Source organism: Candidatus Eremiobacterota bacterium, from assembly GCA_031082125.1.
GTDB lineage: Bacteria > Vulcanimicrobiota > CADAWZ01 > CADAWZ01 > Ess09-12 > Ess09-12.
Genome location: JAVHLM010000019.1, coordinates 48,923 through 73,742 on the forward strand (window position 1 = coordinate 48,923; position 24,820 = coordinate 73,742).

Below are 24,820 nucleotides of genomic sequence, written 5' to 3' on the forward strand. Positions count from 1 at the left end.
GGGGAGAGGGAATGAACACAAGGACCGCGCCGGTCTATGAATGGGACCACAACTGCCAGAGAATCCACGAAACGCTCGAGAGAAATTTTTCCCACATAGGAAGGGAGCTCTATGAGCTTGAGCACTGCGGGGTGCCGGAGAGCCTCGGGGACCTCCTCAATTACTACAAGAAATGGCATTACAACAACGAGCTCTTCACACAGAGCCAGGAGGAGGTGGTCTCCAGAAAAAAGGTCATTGAGAGCCTTTCAAAAAAAGGGTACGGTGTGAGCATTGACCTGGCAAAGGATATGACCTCCTTCCAGATGAAGGAGCTCAAGTGGCGGCTCCAGGGCCTTCTCTATACCTTTTCGGTGCCCATCGGGAAAGTACGGGCCTCAATCTATCTCCCTCAGGCCCAGGAGCGAAACAGGAACTCTTCGTATATCATCAGGGAGCTCTGTAAAAAGCTGGGTAAAGACCCCGCCTCGGAGACTCCCGCTGCGGCGAAGCCTGCGCCGAGGCTCCCCATTGACCTCTTCCTGAGGATGGCAAAAGAGACACCGCCCCATGCCCACATGGCCCTTCTCAACAGGATGTTCCTTGAGCTCACCGAGGAATCGAGCACCATCATGGAGGGCTCAATCGGCGCCGTGAACGTGGACACACCGCAGCACCTCAAGTATATAGCCTCCAGGAACCTGAGGGAGCTCTTCGGCTATCTCTACGACACCATCGGCCATGAGATCAGGATAGACCTGGACTGGATAAGAAAAATCCACTTTTTTCTCACGCGGGACCTTGATCATTCCCACACATGGAGGGCAGGCGAGTTCCGCGGGGAGGACTTCGAGGACCGCAGCGGCCTCACTTTCGAATTTGGAAACTTCCAGAAAGGCCTTGAGGAGCTTTCAGAGTTCCTCGGCAAGGTAGACTGGGACATCGAGAACTTCAACAGGTTCACCTACAGCCTTGCCAGGCTCTACTACCTCCTCATCGGGATCCACCCATTTCTGGACAGCAACGGGAGAACGGCAAAGTGCCTCGTGAACCACCTCATGCTGAGGCGGGGCCTTCCGCCCATCATCTTCCACATGCATGACGAGGTAATCTCGCTTCCCCGTTACGGCGGCAGCATACTGGAAATGCAGCACTATTTCCACCGCAGAATCGCCTCTTCGCTCGAGCATTACTTTTTTGAAAGAGAGAAGCTGGTACACTTCGGGAACCTTGAAAAGCACTTCTTTGGCGTCAACTTTGACGCCGGCTTCTATTTCAGGCACCTGAACGGCATCTTCCCGCTCATTGAGGTGGATTTCAAGGTCTATGTCCTGGACCGCTCCCATCACCTCTGGCAGCACTATATCAATCAATGCCGCATAGCCGTCCCCCGTGAGGACCTCATCCCGTCGCTCATCATCTATTACGGGTTCACAAGGGAAGGCTCCCCCGAATGGGAGCACGAGGCGGAGCAGCCCCTGAGGGTGTGGTGGTTCCGCGGGAAGGATGCCAATGACATCCCTTACTTCGGCGCGACATGCTTCATTGAGCTTGGATGGCATCTTGCCTCATATGATTTCCTGGAAATCTCCCTGGCGTGCCCCCCCGAAGACCTTGGTTTTCTCAACAAGGATCTCAACTATCGCTACCGTATGGACCGCTCCCACCTTATGAAGATCGTGGGCAGCCATATAGCGGCCCTTCTGGGTGATACCCGGGCCCTGAATGACGAGGAGCTTGCCCCGCTGCGCGCCGCGAGGGACAGGCTTGAATGGCGCTCCTGCGAGGTGATCGACGGCTACCGCCTCCATGATCCTGAAGAAATGGCACTCCACAGGGCCCGGGCTCTCATGGAAAACAGCGATATCGCCGAAATCCTCAAGACAGTATTCATTCCCCAGCTCCTCCATCTGATCGGGAAGCACCATCTCACGGGAAGGGAAGACCCTGCCGACGGGGACAACCTGCTGGCGGTCCATCACTGCATCCAGGCATTTCTCCCTGCCACCGCCTACCTTGTCGGCTCCACCTTCTTCACTGAGAGGCCCCTATGAGCGAAACCGCTGAACATTCTGCCATGCCGGCCTACAAATGGATAGAAGAGCCCAGAAAGGTGCAGAACATCCACGGCATGGAACTCTGGCACTTCAACGGGGGAATAGGCTTCAGGGTCAGAAACTACGGCCCCTCCAAGTCACTGGTGATAAGGCTCTCACTTTACAGGGAGGATAACACCATTGAGTATTATCTCATGAGGGCCTATTTTGTCGAGCCATGGGGTCAAGAGCATGAAAAATGGCAGACCCATCAGCTCGTGCTTTTTCCTTACGAGAGCCTCCATGGCGCTGTCAACATCGTCACCTTTTCCTACCTGCTCCATAAGGATGGGCGGGCCATCCCTTCGGAGTATGAATACAAATTTGCCCGCCGAGAGGATTTTTTCAGGGCTTACGTGGAGCAGGGGGATTTCCACGAAGAGCATTTCAAGCGCAGAAGCTCCTATTACGTAGAGGACATAAGCTCCCATGCGCTTCAGAATGCCCTCCACTCAATACGCACCGAAAGGCAGAATGTGCCCATGAAGCCCTTCTTCACGAGGGGTGATCCGGGGGCGCCGGGGCACCCTGCAGGGGAGATCCATGCCATGCTTGACAGAGTGCTGGAGGCGAAGCACAGGGACCCCCATGGCAGGCACTACGTGCATCTTGCCATATTCAACTTTGAGAATGAGCACATTGCCAACCACCTGCTTCACCTCCACTCCCAGGGTGTGGAGGTTGAGTGCCTGGGCGGGTGGGAGCAGGTGAGCTCAGCCGACTGGTCGTGGGATGTGGCAAGGCTGCGTCGTGGAGGGATCCCTGTGTACGGCGTGGTAAGAAACACGCCCTATTCGCCCCATGAGGGCATTGCCAGCATGCACACGAAAATCATGCTTTTTGACGGGCAGGCCGTCATGTCGGCCTCCTATAACCTGGACTTCCACCGCTGGGGAGGAAACTGGGAAAACGGCATCTTCTATTACTCGCCGCCCGTGAGCCTCCTCTATGAGCACGTGTACCAGGCTGTCAAGGGAGCGGTGGTCAAAAACCTTGCCATTACGCTGAACGACTGGTACAACCTCTACTACACCCTTGGAGTCTCACACGTGCATGACGGCACCCTCATCTCGCCCTGTGATGCCCTGGCCCATGAGATCTACAGGGCACAGACCTCCATATTTATTGCCATGTTTGACCTCGGAGACTTCACTCTCAAAGGCCCCCACTCGCGGGGGGTGAACCTTGTCGAGGCCCTCACCGAGGCTCACCGGAGGGGCGTGTATCTCGTGATCCTTCTGAACGGTTACAGGGCAGAACAGGAGCTCCCTCTCCCCGAAGACGGTGAATCGGTAAGGCCCTTGAAACCCGTTATCCAGCATCTGCTGGAGCAGGGGATAGAGGTGCTTCTCCTCTATTATCAAGACTCGCCCTATTCGCCCCTTCACCACAAATTCGCCGTCTTTGACGAGGAGACTGTCATCGCCGAATCGACGAACTGGTACTCTGCGAGCCTTTACTCTGACGAGGTCTTTTCCGTCATCAGGGACGGGAACCTTGCCCGCGAGTATATCGGCGAGCTGTTCCTGATGCTGAAAAAGTTCCGCATCCGCAGGGGGAGTGAAGTCTGGGTCTAGGGCCTAGCGGGATTTCACGTAGATCTTGACGGGGATATCGGCGAGACCCGCATCCTTGCTGGTGATCCTCACGGTGTCCCTGGTGAGGCCCAGGGGAAGCTTGCCGGCATCGGCGACAAAGAGCACCTCTTTCTCCTTCTCGATCTCCTTGATTTCGTCGTCGCCTTCAATCCACTCGGGATAGATGATGGCCCCCGAGAGGCGGCCCTTCCCCTTGTTCTGAATCTTCACCTTGACGCGGCCCTTTTTCCCCTTTTTCACGGTCCCGAAGTCCACTTCCTTGGGGTCAAAGCCTATGATGGGATCGTCGCTTCGGGGCTTTACCTTGATGGCCACGGGAATGGTCTCACTGCCGCCGTTGGACTCCACTTTTACCTCGCCGGTGTACTCGCCGGGAAAGAACTCATGGGTAAAGGCCCACATATTGACAGGCCGGGGCGAGGAGAAATGCACCTCGAGCTGCTCCTCGCCCTTCATCCACTGGGGGTAGATTATCTTTATCTCAAGCATTCCCGAGCCCGGGTTCTCAAAATAGACCAGTTCTCTGGGCTGGGCGCCACGCTCCACTTCCTTGAAATCGATGGCCTTGGTCCTTATCTTCAGGATGGGATCGTTTTTCCCCTGGATGATGATGCATTTTGCCGTAATCTCGGCCTTCGGGGTGCCCATGAGATCCCTGAAAGAGATCCGCGTTTCATAATCTCCCGGAATAAGGGCGTTGCTGTCCAGCGTGAATTTCACCTCTTTGCTCTTGCCCGAGGCAAGGGAGAGATCCTTGGAATCAGCAGTGAGCCAGCCTTTCTCGATGTCAACGCTCCCCAGGAAGGGCGACGTGGAATGGTTGGTGATCGTAAGAGCAAAGGTCTTGTTCCTGGGCCTCGTCACCACGCCAAAATCCAGGATGGCCTCCGAAAGATCAATCTGTGCAAGGATTGATACCCCTGTGAGGACGAGCAGCACAAGGGACACCGCCGCGATAATCTGGAATCTCCTCCTGAAACATGCCTTTGCCATGGTTGTCCTCCCGTCAGTTCTTTCCTCTCATATTGATTCCGCACATTGGGGCACAATCCTCCAGAGGGGCCCTCCCCTTTCACAAGGGGCAATTTTGTGCTATACTCAAGAGTATAATTAACGCCATTATAGTAAATTATACCTGGGTAATGGATACTTAATTCCTGCTGCAGGTTTTTCCAGAACATTGCACCATGAGCGACATAATTGAACATCTCAAATTCGTCAGGTGTGTCGATTTCAGCCTTGAGGAGAGCGGTCTTCTTTTCATAGGCGATTACGGCGAGCGCTTCTTCCCATGGGACTCCCTGAGGTATTGTTTCAGCGTGATTCTGAAGAAGAAGAACATCCCCTATCCCCTTTTCATTCTCATATCCCAGGAGACGGACAGGATTTACTACATAGACGGCAACATCGCCTCGACGAAGTATTTCAGCGCCTACAAGGCAAAATCCCACGGCCATGGGACCCTTTCCCGTGAACCCCGCAAGGCAAGGGAGATTGGTTTTCAGAGAATGCTCGCCGTGCTCTGTGCACGTCTCACCAAGGCTTACATAGATAAGCCTCTTATCGGCTACCTCCGGGGCAATATCTTCCTGCTCCCCTCTTTTGCCACCCTGAAAGAAATCTCTGATTACTGCACCAGGATCATACAAACAGTGTCAGAAGAGGAGATGAAGGGCGCAACCCTCCTTGAAGTCCAGGATGACAGCCTTAACAAGAAAGCAGTCACCACCAGGGAGCGCCAGGAGTGGAATGAAGGCGACATGGTGCTTGACGGAAGATTCACGGTGCAGGAAGTGAAAAGAGGCGGCATGGGAACGGTTTATATCGTCTTTGATCCCGAAAACGTGAGGTTCCTCGCCATCAAAACCTTCCAGGAGCGCTACCTCTGGGACGAGAGAATCGTCAAGCAGTTCATCAAGGAGGCGGAAATCTGGATCAAGCTTGACAGGCATATCAACATCGTGCAGGCCGAGCTGGTCAAGGTGATAGACGGGAAGCCTCACATATTTCTTGAATACATCCAGGGAACAGATCTTGAGAAGCTTACCAGAGAATCACCCCTGTCCGTGGAGCAGAGCCTGAAGTTTGCCATCCAGTTCTGCGAGGGCATGCACTATGCCTTTAAAAAGCTGGGCCTTATCCACCGCGATATCAAGCCCTCCAACTGCCTCATCACCAGGGAGGGCCTCCTCAAGATAAGCGACTTCGGCCTCGGAAAGATCTTTGACGAAACGGGCACCGATGCCGATCTCATAAGCTTCCAGATAAAGGAGAAAAGAAAGAGGACCACCACCACCTCCACGGCAATGGTGGGAACCCTCCCCTTCATGGCCCCCGAGCTCTTCAGCTCCCTCAAGACGCAGAACCGCAAGACCGACATTTACTCTTTCGGTGTGCTTCTTTACATAATGCTCACCGGAACGAATCCTTTCTTCAGCGAAGACCCCCTGGAAGTAATTTCCAACCAGAAGAACCTTACTCCCCGGAATCCCCTGGAATTCAACGATAAGATCCCTGAAAGCCTTGCAACCCTTACCCTGAAGTGCCTGGAGAAAAATCCCGACAGAAGGTACAGCGATTTCTCAGAGATAAAGGTGGAGCTTGAAAGCATTTACCGTGAAACCGCCGGGGCAGATTACGAGGTATTGCGGAACGAGACGGTCTTTACCGAGGATGACTGGGTGAACAAGGGCATCTCCCTCGCCTCACTTGGCCGCCACAGGGAAGCCCTTATCACTTTCGATCAGGCACTTCATATCAATGAGAGCTCCCTCAGGGCCTATATATTCAAAAGCTCTTCGCTGATAGCGATGGGCCGGATAAGGGAATCCCTCGCCTGCATAGAGGACGGCATGAGGCGCGACGAGAGGAACTGGGAGCTCTGGCTCCAGTGCGGCGAGGCCCACTGGAAGCTTGGCGGCAGGGATAAAGCATTCGAGTGCTTTGAGCACGCCCTTAACCTCACTGACGACAAGGCGCCCATCCTGGGGAGAAAGGGAGCGCTCCTTGCCGAGATGGGAAAAATCGACGAAGCCATCCTCTGCTATAATGAGGCTCTTGCGCAGTACCCGCGCGCATCGGAGATATGGAATGAAAAAGGGAGGCTTCTCATCCTGCTCCACAGGAATGAGGAGGCCCTTGAATGCAACAATGAGGCCCTCAGGATCAATCCCCGCTTCAAGGAGGCCTGGTATCAGAGGGGAGTGGCCCTCTTTCACCTGGGTCACTTCCAGGAGGCCCTGAGCGCCGCGGAAAAAGTGCTTGCACTGGACCAGGAGTCAGCTGACGCCTGGGTCCTTATCGGAAAATGCAGGAGAGACATGGACGACTCCGAGAAGGCCATGGAAGCCTGGAACAACGCCATAAGAATCCAGCCGGACAACATGGATGCCTTTTTTTCCAGCATCAGCCTTCTTCAGGAGCTCGCCCGCAGCGAAGAGGCCCTCCAGATCCTGGACAGTGCCATTGAGGTGGAGCCTGACAGCACCAGACTGCTCCTGAAGAGAGCCGAGCTCCTCTTCCACTTCGCCTCTTACGAGGAGGCCCTTGCCCTCACTGAGATAGTGATGGAGTCCGAGCCGGATAACCAGGATGGGGCCTCCATAATGAATTCATTGACCCTTTTCATTGAAGAGCAGCAATCTTTTTCAAGGAGAATCCGCTCACTCCTCGTCATTCCGAGGAGCTTCAGCGATCTCAACAGCCTTCTCTGCATCTACTGCAACCTCGACGAGGCGGGCGGAGTGATAGAAGATGGCGAAGATGAGAGCCCCCTCAGGAGCTCCCTGAAAGCCTCCCTTGCCTTTATTGCGGGAGACGACGAAAAGTGTCTCAAGAGCCTCGCACCTCTTATCGGCAACGACCAGTTCTCCCACCAGATAACCATGCTCAGGAACCTTATCGAGGAGAGGCAGGTGAGCAATAGAAATGTTCCGGTGAAAAAAGGAGGCTTAATCGGCTCTTTCTTCAAAAAATCAGCACTGGATGAGCGCTCAGCCGAGGAGCTTCTGATAAGGGGCCTTGAAAAGCTTCGGCGCTACGAGGCACAGGAGGCGGCAGAGCTTCTTAAAGAGGCTTATCAGAAGGATCCGCGACTCAAGTGCTGCCGATTCTTCACAGGCAAAGCCTACGACCTTCAAGGCTCGCCTGAAAAAGCTCAGCCTTATTATGAAGATTTCATATCCCAGTTTCCCCTTTCAATTGGATACTGGAAAGAGCGCCTCAAGACTACGAGAAGCCTTGATCCGAACTTTGTGGAATATACCTTCCACAAATGGATTGCCGCATCATCGAAGGATTCGACTCCATGGAAGGAATATTTCGCCTATCTCTACGAAAATGACTACCGTCAGAAGCTCGATATCATTGCCTCCTTCCTGATAAAAAACAGCTTCATGCCCTGGAGTCCCCAGGGGAAAGAGCTTTGCCATATGAAGGGGCTTCTCCACTATTCCCTGGGGAATTACAGCTCTTCCATGAAATCCTTCATGGAGGCCCTTGAAGCCGACCGCAGCGACAGGACCACGCTCACAGGGATAGGCCGTTGCCACGAGGCCCTGAGCTTTCCCCAGCAGGCACAGGAATATTACGAGCTTCTTCTCGAACAGGAGGAGACTCAGGATCTGGCAGGCTTTTTCGTGGCGGACCTTTACCTGAAAAGAGGAATGCCTGAAGAGGCTCTCGATATGGTGGAAGAGCTTCTCGCAGGAAAGGGGATTTCTCCCCTCCTTGCCCTGAAGAAGGCTGAAATCATCGCAGCTTTAGGGAAGTACTCCGAGTTTTTTGATTACTGCAGCGGGATAGAACTTCCCGACGAGATGCTTATATCTTTTAAAATGCTGAGAGCCCGGATTCTGGCCGATCAACAGAGGCTGAACGACGCCATCGCGGAGATCACAGGTGTGTACCTCTCCGATCCTTACTACCTTCCCGTGGCAAAGTGCCTGGGCTTTCTCTACCTGAGGGCCCAGAATTATCATAAGGCCCTGGCCCTCTTTGACGGGATCATCGTGGCTTTTCCGCTGGATTACGAGATAAGCCTTGGGAAAGGCATCACCTTCTACCTCATGAGAAATTATGCCGAGGCCCTTCTCTATTTTATAAAAGCCCAGGAACTCAATCCCTTTGACAGGGAAATCTGGCATTATCTCGGTGCCACTTATTTCCACCTGAAAAAGCAGCAGGAGTCAGAAAAGTGCTGGGAAAAGGCCCTCAGCTCCGGGAGCAAGGGAGCCGCCGCCTGGGCCAACAAGGCAGCATTCCTTTACCACACCGGAAAATACCGTGAAGCTCTTGAAATGGCCGGGCGGTCCCTCTACCTTGAAAAGACGGTCCATGGATGGCTTACCCATTCCCGCTGCCACTGGAAGCTCGGGAATATCAAGGAGGCGATCAGGAGCGCCGAAAATGCCGTATCCCACTCTCCCCATCTCGCCACATGCTGGGTTCTGAGAGGTCTCCTGGAATTCCAGCTCAAAAACTATGAAACATGCAGCCAGAGCTTTGAAAAGGCTTCAAAGATTGAGAACAAGCACCCGGTAATATGGTATGACAAGGCCCTTCTTGCCCTTCTCACCAACAGCCACACTGAAGCAAAAAAAGCTCTCGACAGAGCCATTGCACTGAATCCATCATTTTTTGAGGCCTTTATCGCCCGCTACGCTCTCGCCGAGGAAAAGGAGCATATGGGCCACATGCTTCTCTCACAGGCCCAGAAGGCTGACCCGGTGAAATTTGAGGCCTGGTCCGGGGCTTACGAGTCCTCCCGCAATGTCCTCGCAACACTTGCTCCCCTTGAGCTGGAAGAGGATCCTTTTTCCCTTCCCCTCAACAGGGCCATTCCTGCCTCTCCTGCCGTCGATCTCTTCCATCTGGTCCTCAAGGGCCGGTAAGAGGGGATAAGAAGGGCTTTATTACGCAGATTTTCCCCTGCTCTGCAGAAGGGCAGTGAAGATCTCCACCATCTCAGGGTCAAACTGGGAGCCGGCACAGCGGTTTATCTCGTCCACCGCCTGCTCCCTGGACATGCCCTTCCTGTAAGGACGGTCAGATATCATCGCGTCAAAGGCATCGGCAATGGATATGATCCTTGCCTCCACCGGTATATCATTTCCTTTCAGGCCGTCGGGATAACCCTTCCCATCCCACCGCTCATGGTGGTGGCGCACAGCAGGGAGGAGGTCATTGAACTCCGGATCATGCTTTAAAAGCTGCTCGCCAAGACGGGGATGCTCCTTTATCATGCTTTTTTCCTCGTCGGTGAGGGCTCCCGGCTTTTCAAGGATCTCATAGGGTATGGCATATTTCCCGATGTCATGGTAGACCCCGAGCTTCTTGTAATAGCCCCCGGGCTCATTCTGCCCGGCCCTTTTGCTGTTCCAGGCAAAATTCATCTGCCGGGCAAGCTTCCCCGCAATCTCTCCCACGCGGACGGAATGCTCATAACTGGAAGCCGAGGAGTCCTTGAACCGGGATATTACGGAGTTCGTGGTGCCGGAGGACCCTTCCCGGGTCTTTGGAGGCTCATGAGGGAGAGGGGATTTTGGCGTGACACTGCCCGCGCTCCCGGCTCCCGCGGTACCTGCAGGGGCACTGGAGCCCTTCCGGGAATTCATGAGCTTGAGAAGGTTCACGTCCCATGTAGTGGAGAAAATCTGGAGGGTTCTGTCGGCCTGCTGCTGATTCTGAGACTTCGGCTCTTCACTGAGGGAGCCCCTGGTCAAGGAGGTGTCATCAAAATGAGAAACCACATCCGGCTCATGGCTTCCACTTCTCACGCCATCGCCGGTTGTGTACTGCCTGCCAGCTCCACTACCGACGCCGCCAGCTTGAGTACCCCACCCTGGAACTTGCATCCAATCAGGTACTCTCACGATTTTCGCTCCCGCTTCAAAGTCCCCGATCCCCTGCTACCCCTGCTTTTATTATAACTACATGGCGGGTGGCTGTTCGTTGATTTTTTGTAACCTATGTAAATTTTTTCGGAACAAATTGTTAAAAAAATGTGAATTTACAAACCCTCCATGAAAAAAGGGCGATCAAGTGACCTGTATTGAAGGGCTTCGGCGACATGATGCATTTTAATTCTCCCTGAGCCTTCCAGGTCGGCGATGGTCCTTGAGAGCTTGAGCACTCTTGTATAGGCACGGGCACTGAGGGCAAGCCTCTCAACGCCTTCGCGCAGAAGGTTCCCGCCTTCCCTGTCAACAAGGCAGAACCGTTCCACTTCCGCAGGCGACATATGGGCGTTCCACCTAATGCTGCCCCTGCCAAAGCGCTCCTGCTGGATGAGCCTGGTCCTCATGACCCTCTCCCTTATGGCCTTCGAGGCCTCGCCTGAGGGCCTCCGGCCGAGATCTTCCAGGGGGAGACGCGGCACCTCGATATGAATGTCTATTCTGTCCATGAGAGGCCCCGAGATCCTGGTCCTGTATTTCTGGATCCTCTGAGGCGTGCACTCGCAGCGCCTCAGAGGATCCATAAGGAACCCGCAGGGACAGGGATTCATTGACCCGATCAGCATGAATGATGAGGGATAGGTCACAGAAGTATGAGCCCTTGAGATGACGACAGTCCCATCCTCCAGGGGTTGGCGGAGCATCTCAAGGACATCTCTCCTGAATTCCGGAAGCTCGTCAAGAAAGAGCACACCGTGGTGGGCAAAGCTTATCTCGCCTGGCCTGGGGACTCTCCCGCCTCCGACAAGACCCGCATAAGAAGAGGAATTATGGGGAGCCCTGAATGGCCTTTCGGTGATCAGAGGCCTTTCTGGGGGAAGGAGCCCCTGGACACTGTATATCTTTGTCACCTCAATGGCCTCCTCAAAGCTCATCGGAGGCAGAATAGATGAAAACCGCCGGGCAAGCATGGTCTTCCCAGAACCGGGAGGGCCCACCATCACTATGTTGTGGTGCCCTGCCGCAGCGACTTCAAGCGCTCTTTTCGCTCCCCTGTGCCCCTTGACATCGCAGAAATCCTCATAGGATTCCTCAGGCTCCGCGGCAGGAGAGCGCAAAGGAGCATCTTCACGCCCTGGTCCTGCAGGGCCGGCACTGACCACCTCAACAGCTTCACGGAGGGTCTTTACAGGGTACACCCTGACGCCGCTCACAAGGGTCGCCTCGGAAAAGTTGTTCCACGGCACCACAAGGCAGGGAGGCTTATTCTTTTTAACTTCCATGGCAATGGGAAGCACACCGCCCACATCCCTTACAGTTCCGTCAAGAGCGAGCTCCCCCACAATGACAAATTCATCAAGGTGCAATGATTCCAAGGAGCCCGAGGCTGCAAGTATTCCCATGGCAATGGCCATGTCGAAGGAAGGCCCCTCCTTTCTTATGTCACAGGGCGCAAGGTTCACCGTGATCCTCCGGGAGGGGAACTCAAAACCGGCATTTCTTATTGCCGAGCGGACCCTGTCCTTGGACTCGCTCACCGACTTGTCGGGGAGCCCCACGATAGTAATCCCGGGGAGTCCCTTTGAAATATCCACTTCCACTTCTATGGAAAAGGCATCAATACCAAGCACCGACATGCTTCTCATATGGGCAAGCATAGCGTTCTCCTTTCATCACAGAGTCTTTCAAGACAATCATATCCCGGAGATATTGCCGTCACATTTCCATTTTTTTAACGGTCTTCATCTTTCTGTTACATTTTTGCACCGCCACAGGGGAGATTCCTGACCTCAAGAGGAAAAAAATCTCCCAGGAAGAATATCTGATTCATACGCACTCTCATCTCGGGCACTGATCTCACCTGAAACCTGGAAAACAGCCTGAAATCTTCCCAAAGCATTTTTATTTATGGAGGGGATTTATGGAATCAAAAGCGGAAGCCAAGATGGATTCGAAAAGGATTGTTGGGGTTGTGATGCTCTGCGCGGCCTGTCTTTTCGGCATTCTCATCAGCACCGCCTTCTTCAGCGTCCAGGAGGCCGATGAGATACCTTACTGGTGGAAAGGCTACCGGATCACGGGAACCATTACCGAGTTAGCCCGCGATCATATCAAGATAAGGATAGAAAACGGCAAGGAAATGGATTTTGAGATCAACGCCCATACCAAGGTATCACTTATGGGGAGGATTCAGCTTGACAAGGGGGTGCTTGTAAGGATTACCTACAAGGCCATCAAGGACGAGAAAGTCCCTTCACTGGCCCGGTGGATAAGGGAACTCCCTTCCCAGTCGGAACCGGCAGGAACCTCCTCTCTGCCCAAGGCACCGGCATCACCGACATCGTCTGCATCACCGGCTCAGACATCACCCGAGTCATCAGTACCGATAACAGCACCGGCAGCAACACCGATAACAGCACCGGCAGCAACACCGGCAGCAGCACCGGCAGCAGCACCCACATCGGCAACGGCCCCGGTTTCAACACCGGCGGCACCTTCTGAGCCCGGAGATGAGAAAGCTCCCTAGAAGGCTTGCTCGATATGCTCCAGCTCCCCCGTGCAGAGCACGATGGAGATCACATCAAAGCGGCATGGTGCTTCCTGGAGGCTCTTTTGCTGAAGATATGAAAGGGCTGCCTGGCGGATTCTCCTCTGTTTGCCCCTGTCTACTGCCTCGGTGGGATCGCCGAAATCACGGGTTCTTCTCGTCTTTACCTCAACGAAGACCATTTCCTCGCCCAGGCGGGCTATGATGTCAATTTCTTTTCTCAGGGCACGGAAGTTTGTCTCAAGGATTGTGTAGCCTTTCCCCCTGAGATACTGCTGCGCTCTCTCCTCTCCCTCTCTCCCTTTCCTGATATGGCTGCTCTTCACTGGAACTCACCTCCCATGACTCACCTGGAGGCATTCCTTCACCGGGCCGAAGGAGCGGCGGTGGACAGGAAGGACTCCCCGCTCCCTGAGAGCTCTCAGGTGCTCTGCCGTGGGATATCCCTTATGGCGTGAGAAGCCGTACCCTGGGTACTGCCTCTCATACCCCTCCATGATGGCATCTCTGGTGGTCTTTGCCATGATCGATGCGCAGGCTATGGAGAAAGAGAGGGAATCGCCTTTCACAACGGCCTGCTGCGCCCCATTGAAACCGGGAAGGGTGAAAAGCCCGTCAACAATGAGCAGGTCCGGCATGAGCGGAAGCTCCCTCACCGCGCGGGCCATGGCTTCGAGAGAAGCCCTGTGCACGTTGAGGGAATCTATTTCGTAGTGCTCGACGATGCCGATTCCCACGGCCGCTGCATGGGAGCGGATCCACCGTGACAGCTGAAGCCTTTCCCCCTCCAGCAGCTTTTTGGAGTCGTCCACAAAAGGGATAAAGGGGGCATCGGTGAAAACAACCGCTGATGCCACCACGGGGCCGGCAAGAGGCCCCCTTCCGGACTCATCAAGGCCTGCAATAACCCTGCAGCCTCCCTTTCCCCTTTCATAGCCCTGAAGCTCCCTTATCCTGATGCGCTCCCGCTCCAGGAAATCCAGGCATTCCCGCGGCAGCTCAGTACCGCAGGGGCCTTTCTCAGAGGATGCGGCGGGGAATTCCCCCCCCACATCGTACCGAGCGGCAAGCAGAGAGAAAATACCCTTACGCGTCATGGGGTCCTCCAGGGCTTTCGTGAGGGGGCTCTTCAAGGGTGAAAGGACCGTATGTCCCCTCCCTGAAGCTCTTTATTACCGAGAGGGCGGTCCTGTGAGCGTCCACCGAGGCTTCCTTTCCTATCAGCCCCATTTTCCTCCCAATCTGTTCCAGCAGCTCAGCAGGCGGGCCCGTCATGCCCTTAAGGCAGGGGGCTTGCACGGCCGAGAGAAAAGAGAGAATTTTCAGGGCGAGCTCATCAACCGGCAGCAGCTCCTCCCTGACGGTGCCTACTGCCGCAAGATGCCAGGCATGCTCTTCGTTGTCCACACGGGGATAGAATATGCCGGGGATATCCAGGAGCTCACCGTTACCAGGAAGGGCAATCCATTGAAGCCCTCTCGTGACGCCGGGGTTTTTACCTACACGGACGACGTTCCTGCCGGAGAGCCTGTTGATGACACTTGATTTTCCCACGTTGGGGATACCCATCACCATAAGCCTGATTTCCTCGTCGCGCCTTCCCCGCTTCTTCCGCGATTCCACCACCTCTCCCCGCCGCTCTTCAATCATCTTCCTGAGCATCTTGAAACCCTCACCGGACCTCGACGAGACGGCAAGGCCTTCTCCCTTGAAATAGGAAAGCCACCGGGAAGTGGCCTGCGGAGAGGCAAGATCAGACTTGTTCAAAAGAAACAGCACCTCGCGACCTGCCAGAATCCCTTCAATCTCAGGGTTCCTTGAGCTTGAGGGGATCCGCGCATCAAGCACCACGAGGACAAGATTGACAAGGGGCAGCGATTCTTTCACTACCCTAAGAGCTTTCTTCATGTGGCCGGGGAACCAGGATACTCTCACTCCGGGCCGGCCCTACTTGAGAACCCTGATTCTCTGGGGGGGCCAGAATATCAGAAAGGCTTTCCCCACGACATTTTTCCTGGGAAGAAAGCCCCATCGGTGGCTGTCATCGCTGTTATTCCTGTTGTCGCCCATCACGAAAAGGCTCCCCTCGGGGACCTTGCGCTTCTCCATCAGATACTCAGGCGCTTCATTGATGAAAGGCTCATCCTGAACGACATTATTGATGAATACCTTTCCCTCTTTCACCTCTATCTCGTCATTCTCAACGGCAATGACCCTCTTGATGAAGTCCTTGCCTCCCGCGTTGGCACTCTCAGGGGGATGGAACACTACAATTTCCCTCCGCTCCGGCGTCTTGAAGCGGTAAATGAACTCATTCACCATGATATAGTCGTGCTTGACAAGAGTCGGCACCATCGAGGTAGAGGGAATATAAAAGGTCCGCACCACAAAGTGAATAAGGACAAGCGCCGTCACCCCCGCGATGATTATTGAATCGAGGTATTCATAGAGAACCTTGCGGCGCTTCTCTTCAATCTTTATCTTCTTTGAGAAATGAAGTATCACCCTTACGATAAGAAGGATTCCTATAAGGATTGCCAGTTGGGTTGGCGTCACGCGCTATTCCCCCTCTTATGCTTTCTTTGTCCTTCCCGCATCGGTGAGCTTCTTTTCCTTTACGCGGGCCTGCTTGCCTATCTTGTCACGGAGATAGTAGAGACGGGACTTTCTCACCTCGCCCCTTCTCACCACATCTATTTTCTGAAGCATGGGCGAATGGATGAGGAGGGTCCTCTCCACGCCTACCCCATGGGATATCTTCCTGAGAGTGAAGGACTCCTTGAGGCCCGCGTTCATGCGCGCGATGCAGACCCCCTCGAAGGCCTGGCTTCTTTCCTTTCCTCCCTCAACGACCTTGATCTGCACCTTCAGGGTGTCACCGGGCTTGAAGCTGGGCAGCTCACTTTTCATCTGCTCCCGTTCTATGAGTTTGATCGAATCCATGGCAATCTCCTTTCAAGTCATCATATTGCTGAGACCCTGCACAAGGGCAGGGGTTGCTTTCATCGCTTATCTGCTGGTAAAACTTCCCGATCTCCTCATCGCCCCTGAGCTTCTCGAGAAGATCCGGCCGCTTCAGCGCCGTGCGCCTTACACGCTCCTTATTTCTCCACTGCCCAATCAGGGCATGATTTCCTGAGAGCAGCACCTCCGGCACAGACCAGCCCCGGAACTGCGACGGCCTCGTATAGTGCGGATAATCCAGAAGGCCGCCGTCAAAGGATTCAAGAGCGGCAGACTCGCTGTCTATCACGCCGGGGATGAGTCTTACCACGGCATCAATGACCACCATCGCGGGGAGCTCGCCTCCCGTGAGGACATAGTCTCCTATGGAAAGCTCCTCGTCCGCGAGGTGCTCAGTGACTCTCTCATCAATCCCTTCATAATGGCCCGCAACAAGAATAAGCCTGGAGAGGCCTGCAAGCTCGCGGCAGCGGGCCTGCGTAAAAACCTGGCCTTGCGGCGACAGCAGAATCACTCTCCCCCGGGGTTCTTCTTTTTGAAGCCGATCCAGGGCCTTGAAGAGCGGCTCAATCTTGAGAATCATTCCTGCCCCGCCGCCGTAAGGAGCGTCATCGACGGTCCTGTGCCGGTCATCGGTGTAGTCCCTCAGGTTGTGAAGGTGAATCTTCACAAGATGGGCATCCCGGGCGCGCCTTATGATGCTTTTCTCCAGAGGGGTAAAAACCTCAGGGAAGAGCGTGATGACATCAATCCTCAAAGCCTGTTATCATCTCCCGGTCAATCCACATCCTCCGTGCCTCAAGATCGACTTTTTTGATAACCTTCTTCAGGGCAGGGATCAGAATCTCTTTTTCGCCTTGTACCACATACACATCGTGATTCGGCGTATGAAGTATCTGCGAGACCGTGCCGATAAACCCTCCTTCCAGGTAATATACTTTCAGGCCCACTATCTGAAAGTGGTAGAAAGAATCATTGGGAAGGGGCCTGACTTCCTCCTTGTTGATCTGAAAGAAGGCTCCCATGAGCTCCTTGGCGTCCTCCCTTGTTTCAATCCCCTTGACCTTCACGAGCAGATGCCCCTTGTGGGGCCTTGAGCTCTCTATCAGCACAAGACGATCCTTCTTCTCATCATCTTTCCAGCCGAGCTCCATCTTGGAGTGCACTGAAAAGCGCTCGGGAAAGTCGGTAAGGACCTTCACCTTGAGCTCTCCTTCTTTGCCGTGAACGCCTGTCACCTGACCAACAAGAATCTTCTGCCGCTCTTCCATCAGGCCTCTCTTATTTCCACCACTTTCCAGTCCTGGATAACCACTTCAGCGCGCGTCAACTTGTCCAGGAAGTTATCACCCACCCGAAGTGTTACGGGCCCCTCAAAAACCCTGAAGGGGAGCTCGGCGCCATTCTGCACCGCTTCAAGCTCTGCGACCCTCCAGTTAAGCTCCTTTTCCAGCTGCATGAGGCGGGCTTTTTCCAACTCTATCTGCTTCCGAAGCTCCTGCCCTTCCCCTCCCGGGGCTGCCGCCTGCTGTTCCAGGGCGAGCTCCATATGCTTGAGGTTATCCTCAATTCTTGCGAGTGTCTCCCGTGCCTCAAGGATAAGCTGCTTGCGAAAATCATCGGTCATCAAGACCTTTATCGCCACAGGCCTTCTCAGCTCAATCTGCTCCATAGCCGCTCCTCCTATATGATTTCAATCATAACCCTCTTTCCATCTTTGACTGCGGCAGCCTTCACTATGGTCCTGAGGGCCTGTGCAATCCTTCCCTGCTTCCCGATTACCTTTCCCATGTCATCGGGAGATACACGAAGCTCCAGGATAACGGATCTCTCACCCTCGAGCTGGCTCACCTCTACCTCTTCAGGCTTGTCTACAAGTGATTTGGCAAGATATTCAAGAAGTTCCTTCATATATTTCCTCCGCTTTCATAGGTTATTCCAAAAGGCCTGTTTCCCTTCCGGGTTCTCTTTCAATGGAGGGAATTCTATGAAGATTTCGGCTTTTCCTTAGGTTCCTCCCTTTTCATTATGCCGCACGCCACAAGCACTCTTCTCACTGACTCGGTGGGCTGGGCCCCTTCTTTCAGCCAGTTGTTGAGCTTCTCTTCCTTCACGACGATGGTGGGAGGCTCCGTCCTGGGGTTATAATGGCCTATGTTCTCAACAAAGCGCCCGTCACGGGGGCTCCTTGAATCTGCCACCACGATGCGGTAGCTGGGCTGTTTTTTCTTTCCTACTCTCCTGAACCTGATCTTGACCACGTCTTGTTCCTCCTTACGTACATTATATTGCCCGTCCTTTAGAATGGGAGCTTGAATGCAGGCCGCCTTTTCGTCTTCTCGAAGCCTGCAAGCTGCTTCACCATTTTCTTTGCCATATCATACTGTTTCAGAAGCCTGTTCACATCAGCCACGGAAGTGCCCGATCCCGAGGCAATCCTCCTTCTCCTGCCGGCGTTGAGGATGGAGGGGACATTTCTCTCCTGGGGAGTCATTGACTGGATGATAGCCTCAATCCTGCCGAGCTGCTTCTCATCGACGACCATCCCTTTCATGTTGCCCATCCCCGACATGCCGGGGATCATATCCAGGAGCTGATCAAGGGGACCCATCTGGCGGACCTGCTGGAGCTGCACCAGGAAATCCCCGAGGGTGAGCTCCTGGGTCCTGAGCTTCTTTTCCAGCTCCTCGGCCTTCTCGACATCAAAAGTCGCCTCAGCCTTCTCAATAAGGCCCAGCACGTCTCCCATCCCCAGGATTCTCGAGGCCATCCTGTCTGGATGAAATACCTCGATGGCATCGAGCTTCTCACCGACACCGACAAACTTGATGGGCTTTCCCGTCACTGCCTTCACCGAGAGAGCCGCTCCGCCGCGGGCGTCACCATCCATCTTGGTGAGGACCACTCCGTCGATGGAGAGGGCTTTGTTGAAGCTCTCGGCGATATTCACGGCATCCTGCCCGGTCATCGCATCGACGACGAGGAGGATCTCATGGGGTGATATACTGCTCTTTACCTCGACAAGCTCTTTCATGAGCTCTTCATCAATATGGAGCCGCCCTGCCGTGTCAATTATCACGATGTCCCTGCCTGAAGTGGCGGCGGCCTTCATTGCGCCCTTGCAGATGTTCACCGGCGACTGTTTTTCTCCAAGGGTGTAGACGGGCACCTCCAGCTTGTCACCGAGCACTTTCAGCTGTGCAATTGCTGCAGGCCTGTAAATATCCGTCGCCACGAGGAGAGGGTGATGGCCTTTCTCCTTGAAATGGCCGGCAAGCTTGCCGCATGTCGTCGTCTTTCCTGAGCCATGGAGACCCACGACCATCACAATCGTCGGCGGGTCAGGGGAGAGATCGAGGCGGGAGCTTGTGCTCCCCATGAGCTCTACAAGCTCGTCCTTGACAAATTTTATCACCAGCTGGCCCGGGGTGAGGCTCTTCCAAACCGCTTCGCCCACCGCCTTTTCCTTGACGCGGTTTATGAAGTCCCTCACCACTTTGAGGTTCACGTCGGCTTCAAGCAAAGCCTGGCGGACTTCCCTGAGGGCGAGCTCCACGTCCTTTTCCGTGAGCTTTCCCCGGCTTCTGAGCTTCTTAAAGATATTCCCTAGTTTTTCCTGAAGCGATTCAAACATGGCCCTGCGCTCTGCTACCCTGATATCTATCCTGCAAGTGATGACTTCCAGCGTGAGAGATGAACCTCTTCGCGGCTCATCGGTGAGCCTTCACCAGCGCCCCCGGGGATTTCTCGGAGACTCCCGGGATCACCGAAGAATCTTTTCTGCTGTTTCCACATCACTTTATTATGACGAAAAAACAGTAAAACGGTGAAATGATGCACCGGCAAAGAAAATATAGCTCTCATAGTATAGTATAGTGCACGGTGAATGTCAAGTAATATGCCCTGAGAGGAGGGGCCTCGCAATGAAGGGAGCCGGAAGCCTGTTGCCAGAGCCAGCGATGCCTATTATTTTTTTGCCATGGCTTGACAACATGAGGCTCAACTATTATAATACAAAATGTTAAAACTTTGGGAGGTACTTTTATGAGCGAATATGATATACATGACCCCTACCACGCCAGGAGGCACAAAGTAAAATCGGCGCTGAAAAAGGATGTAAAAAGAGAGCCTGACGTATTCAAGATCCCCATAGAGGCAGGAGGAGCAAAAGATCAGGAACAGAAGCCGATGACCATAGAAAAAGCGGAGGAGGGCCCTGCGAAGCTTGATACGGCAACGCCATCGGATCCCCCTGCGGGAAAAACGGGAGAGAACCTTCCCGCAGAGATGCCTGAGGAGAGCAAGAAAGACAAAGACCGTATCCAGGAGCTCGAGGAGCAGGTGAAGAGGCTCCAGGCCGATTTTGAGAACTTCAGGCGCCGCAAGGAAGAGGAAGTTGCCAAGGCCGGCAAGTACGCCGCGGAAAAAGTCATCGTCGCGATGCTCCCCATTATAGACAACTTTGACAGGGCCGTTGCCGCGTCGCAGCTTTCCAAAAACTATGATGCTCTCGTGGAAGGCATCCAGATGGTGCAGAAGCAGGTATGGTCCATGCTGGAGAAGGAGGGCGTCACCGAGATAAAAGCCCAGGGGGAGCCCTTCAATCCCTCTCTCCATCAGGCCGTTTCGAGCGAGGAAAATGACGATCTCCCCGAAGAGACGGTGACAAAAGAGCTTCAGAAGGGATTTCTTCTCAAGGACAGGGTAATAAGGCCCGCAATGGTGGTAGTATCCAAAAAAAGCGCATAAGAATCAATGAATCGAAAATCAGAAGGAGGGAATTGCATGTCTAAAGTAGTGGGAATCGATCTGGGAACCACAAACTCAGTAGTGGCAGTCATGGAGGGCGGCAAGCCCGTAGTGATACCGAATGCCGAGGGAAACAGGATCACCCCCTCGGTGGTGGGATTTTCCAAGACAGGGGAGCGCCTCGTGGGCGAGCTCGCCAAGCGGCAGGCCGTGAGCAACCCCGACAAGACCGTCGTGTCAATCAAAAGAAAGATGGGAACGGACTACAGGGTCACTATTGACGGGAAGAACTACAGCCCTGAAGAGATATCATCGATGATCCTGAAAAAGCTCAAGGACGATGCGGAAAAATACCTGGGCACCACCGTCACCCAGGCAGTGATCACCGTGCCTGCCTACTTCAACGACTCGCAGCGCCAGGCCACCAAGAATGCCGGCACTATCGCAGGCCTTGAAGTGCTCCGCATCATCAACGAGCCCACGGCCTCGGCCCTTGCATACGGCCTGGACAAGCAGGAGCAGATGCTGAAGGTCCTCGTCTTTGACCTGGGGGGGGGCACTTTTGACGTGTCCATCCTGGACATAGGCGAAGGGGTATTCGAGGTGAAATCAACGTCGGGCAACACGCAGCTCGGAGGCGACGACTGGGACAACGAGATCATGAACTGGCTCGCCGATGAGTTCAAGAGAATGCACGGCATTGACCTTCGCAAGGACAATATGGCCAGGCAGCGCCTCAAGGAGGCCTCGGAGAAGGCCAAAATCGAGCTTTCATCGGTGCTCCAGACCAACATCAACCTGCCCTTCATCACGGCAGACCAGTCAGGGCCCAAGCACCTTGACATGACCCTCACAAGGGCCAAGTTTGAAGAAATGACCTACTACCTTGCCGAGAAATGCCAGGGACCCGTGAAGCAGGCCCTTGCCGATGCGAAGCTCGACCCCAAGGATGTGGACAGGGTCCTCCTCGTGGGAGGATCGACGAGAATGCCCATGATTGTGGACTATGTGCGCAAGACCTTCGACAAGGAACCCAACAAGGACATCAACCCCGATGAGTGCGTCGCTCTTGGCGCGGCGATCCAGGCAGGCGTCCTTTCCGGCGAGGTAAAGGACATTGTGCTTGTGGACGTGACGCCCCTCACGCTGGGCATCGAGACCCTCGGCGGCGTGATGACAAAGCTCATCAACAGAAATACGGCGATCCCTTTCAAAAAGACCGAAACCTTCTCCACCGCCGCTGATTTTCAGCCTGCCGTGGAGATACATGTCCTCCAGGGCGAGAGGGACTTCGCCGCCGACAACAAGACCCTCGGCAAGTTCATCCTGGCCGAGATCCCGCCGGCTCCCCGCGGCGTCCCTCAGATCGAGGTCACTTTTGACATCGACTCCAACGGCATTCTGAGCGTGACCGCCCAGGACAAGGCCACGGGAAAATCCCAGCAGATAAAGATTACAGCTACGACGAACCTCTCAAAGGACGACGTAGACACGATGGTCAAGGAGTCAGAGAGGCATGCCGAGGAGGACAAGAAGCGCCTTGCCAAGGTAGAGCTCAAGCACCGCGCCGACACCCTTGTCTACCAGAGCGACAAGACCCTCAGGGAGCTCGGCGACAAGGCGAGCCCGGGCCTCAAGAGCAAGGTGGAGGAGGTCAGGACAAAGCTCCAGGAGGCCATCAGCTCGGAGAACGAGGAGGGAATGAAGCAGGGCATCGAAAGCCTCTCGCAGGCCCTCTCGGACTTCACCTCCGACATCTACTCAAAGACCTCGCCCGCAGGATCGGGAGGAGCGGGAGGTCCCGGCGGCACAGGCCCGGGAACAGCCGGAGAGCATGGCGGGGCACCGGGAGGCGAGAGCAGGCCGCCTTCGGGAGATGACGACGTCATTGACGCCGAGTACAAAGTGAAAGAGTAGCAAAGGGAAAAAGACCCTTATATTTGAGCAAAGGAGGTACTTTACATGTTCAGATGGTTTGAGGATCTCAACGCGGTACAGGAGCAGCTGAACCAGGTCTATGAGGAGGCTTACGGCAGAAAGCCCCAGGGAAGGGCAAGGGAGCAGGGAGTCGCATCATGGATGCCTCCCGTGGAGGTCTGGGAGAACGAGAGCTCCATTTATCTCTCTTTCGATCTTCCCGGGCTCACCATCCAGGAGATTGACCTGCAGATCGAGGGAGAGCAGCTCATCATCAAGGGCGAGCGCAAGGCTCCCGAGGAGAAGAGAAACTACCGCCGCAGGGAGAAGCTTTACGGCAACTTCTACCGCGCCTTCAATATCACCACGCCGGTGGACAGGGAGAAGGTTGCAGCATCCTACAGGAACGGAATGCTCGAAGTGATGCTTCCCAAGAGCGAGGCCGTGAAGCCGAAGCAGATCAAGATCAGCGTGGAGGAATAAGCACAAGGGCCGGCATCATTAACAGGATGGTGCCGGCCTCCGGACCCCGGGAACTTCAGAAATGGCTCCCTGTGCCATTGGGAAGCGGTGAGCAGTGGATTACAAGGACTATTACAAGATACTCGGCGTGGATAAGAATTCCGCTGAGAAGGACATCAAGAAGGCTTACAGGAAGCTTGCGAGGCAGTACCACCCCGACGTGAATCCTCAAGACAAGGCTTCCGAGTCGAAATTCAAGGAGATAAACGAAGCCTACGAGGTTCTTGGCGACAAGGAGAAGCGGGCCCAGTACGATCAGCTCGGCCCCTACTTCCAGGGGGGGAAGATCCCTGAGGACATGTTCCGCCAATACGGCCAGAGAGGCTCTTCCAGGGGAAGAGGAGGAGGCGCCCACTTCGACTACAATGATCTCGGGAGCTTTCAGGGCGCCGGAACAGGGGATATGGGAGGATTCTCCGATTTCTTCAACATGTTCTTCGGCGGCGGAGGCGGCGGCAGCAGCAGAGCCGGGGGAAAGCAGCCGCGGGGAGGCTATTCCAGCACCATCAACCTTGAAGACATCCTGGGAGGGCAATCCTTTGCCAGGGCGTCATCAAAGCGGGCCCAGCCCCAGATCCAGGAGCTGGCCCTTGAGCTTTCCCTCGAGGAGGCAGCATTCGGCACCAACAGGCTCCTCCAGGCGGAGAAACAGATGCCCTGCGACAAGTGCCAGGGGAGCGGCTCCGTGAACGGGAAGCCCTGCATGGAGTGCCGGGGAGGAGGCTTCAGGACGAAGCCCACCACCTTGGAGGTAAAGATCCCTGCAGGGGTGAAAAACGGCTCCAGGATAAAAGTAGAGGACTTCCTGCTGGTGGTAAGAATCAAGCCCCACCATTTCTTCGAGCTGAAAGGCAACGACCTTTACTGCGAGGTGCCTGTCACGATCACCGAGGCGGTCCTGGGAGGCGAAATCGACATTCCCACTCTCAAGGGCACCATCTCCACGAAGATAGCCCCCGAGACACAGGCGGGAAAGACGCTCCGCTTCACCGGGCAGGGAATGCCTGTCCTGAAAGGGGAGCCGGGGAATCTCTACGCGAAAATCAAGGTGGTGATTCCCTCGAAGATTGACGCAAAAGAGAAGAAGCTTTTTGAAGAGCTCGGGAAGCTTGTCAGGGAGAATCCGAGAAAAGATCTCTACAGGCGCAAGTAATGGGAGCGCCTCCGGGCTTTGAAACCATATGGGAAAGGAGATAACCGCCATGGACCAGGACTCTGAACCTTATTATGTAATAAGTGTTGTCTCCAAGATGCTCAAGGTACATCCCCAGACAATCCGCCATTATGAAAGGCTTGGCCTCCTCTCTCCGCCCCACCGCACCCAGGGGAACATGAGGCTCTATTCAAAGCGTGACGTGGAACGCCTTGAACAGATATGCAGCTTTACCAACGTGGGAGTCAACCTTGCAGGCGTTGAAGTCATTGTGAAGCTCCTTGAGAAGATGGAGAGCATGAGAGTCGATATGCTCAAGGAGATGGAAGACATGAGGGGACGTCTGGAATCTTCGGTCAGGAACCTTCACACCGAGGATAATGCCGACGATATTTGAG

Annotated in this window: 23 protein-coding genes; 9 read left to right on the plus strand and 14 right to left on the minus strand. The window is 54.6% G+C overall.

Translation table 11 applies throughout. The features are described from left to right. The first annotated feature begins 11 nt into the window (after positions 1-11). Positions 12-2,033, plus strand: coding sequence for a Fic family protein (locus tag RDV48_19525; GenBank protein MDQ7825000.1), 2,022 nt, complete (start codon positions 12-14; stop codon positions 2,031-2,033). After that, positions 2,030-3,652 carry a phospholipase D-like domain-containing protein gene (locus RDV48_19530; GenBank protein ID MDQ7825001.1) on the plus strand — a complete coding sequence of 541 codons (1,623 nt, stop codon included), beginning with the start codon at positions 2,030-2,032 and terminating at the stop codon, positions 3,650-3,652. Before RDV48_19525 ends, RDV48_19530 begins: the two co-directional genes overlap by 4 nt. A gap of 3 nt (positions 3,653-3,655) precedes the next feature. Here the strand turns inward: RDV48_19530 and RDV48_19535 are convergent, their stop codons facing one another. Beyond that, positions 3,656-4,666 (minus strand): hypothetical protein, encoded by a 1,011-nt coding sequence (locus tag RDV48_19535; GenBank protein MDQ7825002.1) that lies wholly within the window; start codon positions 4,664-4,666, stop codon positions 3,656-3,658. 194 nt (positions 4,667-4,860) lie between these two features. Here RDV48_19535 and RDV48_19540 point away from each other — a divergent pair, with 194 nt between their 5' ends. Next, on the plus strand, positions 4,861-9,564 hold the full coding sequence (locus tag RDV48_19540; protein MDQ7825003.1) for a tetratricopeptide repeat protein: 4,704 nt from the start codon (positions 4,861-4,863) through the stop codon (positions 9,562-9,564). A gap of 21 nt (positions 9,565-9,585) precedes the next feature. Here RDV48_19540 and RDV48_19545 read toward each other — a convergent pair whose 3' ends face one another. Both RDV48_19545 and RDV48_19550 read right to left on the minus strand, forming a co-directional pair. Continuing rightward, complete coding sequence (locus RDV48_19545) at positions 9,586-10,422, minus strand: HD-GYP domain-containing protein (protein MDQ7825004.1); 837 nt, start codon at positions 10,420-10,422, stop codon at positions 9,586-9,588. A gap of 260 nt (positions 10,423-10,682) precedes the next feature. Further along, positions 10,683-12,227 carry a YifB family Mg chelatase-like AAA ATPase gene (locus RDV48_19550; GenBank protein ID MDQ7825005.1) on the minus strand — a complete coding sequence of 515 codons (1,545 nt, stop codon included), beginning with the start codon at positions 12,225-12,227 and terminating at the stop codon, positions 10,683-10,685. A gap of 263 nt (positions 12,228-12,490) precedes the next feature. On the opposite strand from RDV48_19550, the gene RDV48_19555 reads away from it, so the two are divergent. After that, positions 12,491-13,096, plus strand: coding sequence for a hypothetical protein (locus RDV48_19555; GenBank protein MDQ7825006.1), 606 nt, complete (start codon positions 12,491-12,493; stop codon positions 13,094-13,096). Here the strand turns inward: RDV48_19555 and RDV48_19560 are convergent. The 11 genes from RDV48_19560 to ffh all read right to left on the minus strand — a co-directional run bounded on the left by RDV48_19560 (position 13,093) and on the right by ffh (position 19,715). Then, positions 13,093-13,443 carry a YraN family protein gene (locus RDV48_19560; protein ID MDQ7825007.1) on the minus strand — a complete coding sequence of 117 codons (351 nt, stop codon included), beginning with the start codon at positions 13,441-13,443 and terminating at the stop codon, positions 13,093-13,095. The two genes, RDV48_19555 and RDV48_19560, sit on opposite strands and share 4 nt — an antisense overlap. A gap of 6 nt (positions 13,444-13,449) precedes the next feature. Further along, positions 13,450-14,214 (minus strand): ribonuclease HII, encoded by a 765-nt coding sequence (locus RDV48_19565; GenBank protein MDQ7825008.1) that lies wholly within the window; start codon positions 14,212-14,214, stop codon positions 13,450-13,452. Beyond that, positions 14,204-15,052 (minus strand): ribosome biogenesis GTPase YlqF, encoded by an 849-nt coding sequence (ylqF, locus tag RDV48_19570; GenBank protein MDQ7825009.1) that lies wholly within the window; start codon positions 15,050-15,052, stop codon positions 14,204-14,206. Before ylqF ends, RDV48_19565 begins: the two co-directional genes overlap by 11 nt. 12 nt (positions 15,053-15,064) lie before the next feature. Then, positions 15,065-15,673 (minus strand): signal peptidase I, encoded by a 609-nt coding sequence (lepB, locus tag RDV48_19575; GenBank protein MDQ7825010.1) that lies wholly within the window; start codon positions 15,671-15,673, stop codon positions 15,065-15,067. Positions 15,674-15,688: 15 nt separating this feature from the next. Beyond that, positions 15,689-16,060: a 50S ribosomal protein L19 gene (rplS, locus tag RDV48_19580; protein ID MDQ7825011.1), complete on the minus strand. Its 372-nt coding sequence runs from the start codon at positions 16,058-16,060 to the stop codon at positions 15,689-15,691. Further along, positions 16,017-16,838: a tRNA (guanosine(37)-N1)-methyltransferase TrmD gene (trmD, locus tag RDV48_19585; GenBank protein MDQ7825012.1), complete on the minus strand. Its 822-nt coding sequence runs from the start codon at positions 16,836-16,838 to the stop codon at positions 16,017-16,019. Before trmD ends, rplS begins: the two co-directional genes overlap by 44 nt. Then, positions 16,828-17,352: a ribosome maturation factor RimM gene (gene rimM, locus RDV48_19590; protein MDQ7825013.1), complete on the minus strand. Its 525-nt coding sequence runs from the start codon at positions 17,350-17,352 to the stop codon at positions 16,828-16,830. The genes trmD and rimM overlap by 11 nt, the downstream gene beginning before the upstream one ends. After that, a complete protein-coding gene (locus tag RDV48_19595) occupies positions 17,352-17,753 on the minus strand; it encodes a YlqD family protein (protein ID MDQ7825014.1) in 402 nt (133 codons plus the stop codon). Before RDV48_19595 ends, rimM begins: the two co-directional genes overlap by 1 nt. Before the next feature lie 11 nt (positions 17,754-17,764). Then, positions 17,765-17,992, minus strand: a complete 228-nt coding sequence (locus RDV48_19600; protein MDQ7825015.1) for a KH domain-containing protein — start codon at positions 17,990-17,992, stop codon at positions 17,765-17,767. A 74-nt stretch (positions 17,993-18,066) separates the two neighbouring features. Continuing rightward, complete coding sequence (gene rpsP, locus RDV48_19605) at positions 18,067-18,342, minus strand: 30S ribosomal protein S16 (protein MDQ7825016.1); 276 nt, start codon at positions 18,340-18,342, stop codon at positions 18,067-18,069. A gap of 38 nt (positions 18,343-18,380) precedes the next feature. Further along, the gene (gene ffh, locus RDV48_19610) at positions 18,381-19,715 is read right to left on the minus strand and encodes a signal recognition particle protein (protein MDQ7825017.1); all 1,335 of its coding nucleotides are present in this window, start codon (positions 19,713-19,715) and stop codon (positions 18,381-18,383) included. A 410-nt stretch (positions 19,716-20,125) separates the two neighbouring features. Here ffh and grpE point away from each other — a divergent pair, with 410 nt between their 5' ends. The 5 genes from grpE (at position 20,126) to RDV48_19635 (ending at position 24,819) form a co-directional block, all read left to right on the plus strand. Beyond that, the gene (gene grpE / locus RDV48_19615) at positions 20,126-20,830 is read left to right on the plus strand and encodes a nucleotide exchange factor GrpE (GenBank protein MDQ7825018.1); all 705 of its coding nucleotides are present in this window, start codon (positions 20,126-20,128) and stop codon (positions 20,828-20,830) included. 36 nt (positions 20,831-20,866) lie between these two features. Then, the gene (gene dnaK, locus RDV48_19620) at positions 20,867-22,747 is read left to right on the plus strand and encodes a molecular chaperone DnaK (protein MDQ7825019.1); all 1,881 of its coding nucleotides are present in this window, start codon (positions 20,867-20,869) and stop codon (positions 22,745-22,747) included. Between the two features lie 45 nt (positions 22,748-22,792). Beyond that, positions 22,793-23,230 carry an Hsp20/alpha crystallin family protein gene (locus RDV48_19625; GenBank protein ID MDQ7825020.1) on the plus strand — a complete coding sequence of 146 codons (438 nt, stop codon included), beginning with the start codon at positions 22,793-22,795 and terminating at the stop codon, positions 23,228-23,230. Positions 23,231-23,324: 94 nt separating this feature from the next. Next, on the plus strand, positions 23,325-24,422 hold the full coding sequence (locus RDV48_19630; protein MDQ7825021.1) for a J domain-containing protein: 1,098 nt from the start codon (positions 23,325-23,327) through the stop codon (positions 24,420-24,422). 49 nt (positions 24,423-24,471) lie between these two features. Then, positions 24,472-24,819 (plus strand): MerR family transcriptional regulator, encoded by a 348-nt coding sequence (locus RDV48_19635; protein ID MDQ7825022.1) that lies wholly within the window; start codon positions 24,472-24,474, stop codon positions 24,817-24,819. The last annotated feature ends 1 nt before the right edge of the window (position 24,820 follow it).

Excerpts from the sequence above, each read along its gene's own strand:
- RDV48_19525 (MDQ7825000.1), top strand. The coding sequence starts at position 12 with ATGAACACAAGGACCGCGCCGGTCTATGAATGGGACCACAACTGCCAG.
- RDV48_19530 (MDQ7825001.1), top strand. The coding sequence starts at position 2,030 with ATGAGCGAAACCGCTGAACATTCTGCCATGCCGGCCTACAAATGGATA.
- RDV48_19535 (MDQ7825002.1), bottom strand. The coding sequence starts at position 4,666 with ATGGCAAAGGCATGTTTCAGGAGGAGATTCCAGATTATCGCGGCGGTG.
- RDV48_19540 (MDQ7825003.1), top strand. The coding sequence starts at position 4,861 with ATGAGCGACATAATTGAACATCTCAAATTCGTCAGGTGTGTCGATTTC.
- RDV48_19550 (MDQ7825005.1), bottom strand. The coding sequence starts at position 12,227 with ATGCTTGCCCATATGAGAAGCATGTCGGTGCTTGGTATTGATGCCTTT.
- RDV48_19555 (MDQ7825006.1), top strand. The coding sequence starts at position 12,491 with ATGGAATCAAAAGCGGAAGCCAAGATGGATTCGAAAAGGATTGTTGGG.
- RDV48_19565 (MDQ7825008.1), bottom strand. The coding sequence starts at position 14,214 with ATGACGCGTAAGGGTATTTTCTCTCTGCTTGCCGCTCGGTACGATGTG.
- rplS (MDQ7825011.1), bottom strand. The coding sequence starts at position 16,060 with ATGGATTCGATCAAACTCATAGAACGGGAGCAGATGAAAAGTGAGCTG.
- rimM (MDQ7825013.1), bottom strand. The coding sequence starts at position 17,352 with ATGGAAGAGCGGCAGAAGATTCTTGTTGGTCAGGTGACAGGCGTTCAC.
- RDV48_19595 (MDQ7825014.1), bottom strand. The coding sequence starts at position 17,753 with ATGGAGCAGATTGAGCTGAGAAGGCCTGTGGCGATAAAGGTCTTGATG.
- RDV48_19600 (MDQ7825015.1), bottom strand. The coding sequence starts at position 17,992 with ATGAAGGAACTTCTTGAATATCTTGCCAAATCACTTGTAGACAAGCCT.
- ffh (MDQ7825017.1), bottom strand. The coding sequence starts at position 19,715 with ATGTTTGAATCGCTTCAGGAAAAACTAGGGAATATCTTTAAGAAGCTC.
- grpE (MDQ7825018.1), top strand. The coding sequence starts at position 20,126 with ATGAGCGAATATGATATACATGACCCCTACCACGCCAGGAGGCACAAA.
- dnaK (MDQ7825019.1), top strand. The coding sequence starts at position 20,867 with ATGTCTAAAGTAGTGGGAATCGATCTGGGAACCACAAACTCAGTAGTG.
- RDV48_19625 (MDQ7825020.1), top strand. The coding sequence starts at position 22,793 with ATGTTCAGATGGTTTGAGGATCTCAACGCGGTACAGGAGCAGCTGAAC.
- RDV48_19635 (MDQ7825022.1), top strand. The coding sequence starts at position 24,472 with ATGGACCAGGACTCTGAACCTTATTATGTAATAAGTGTTGTCTCCAAG.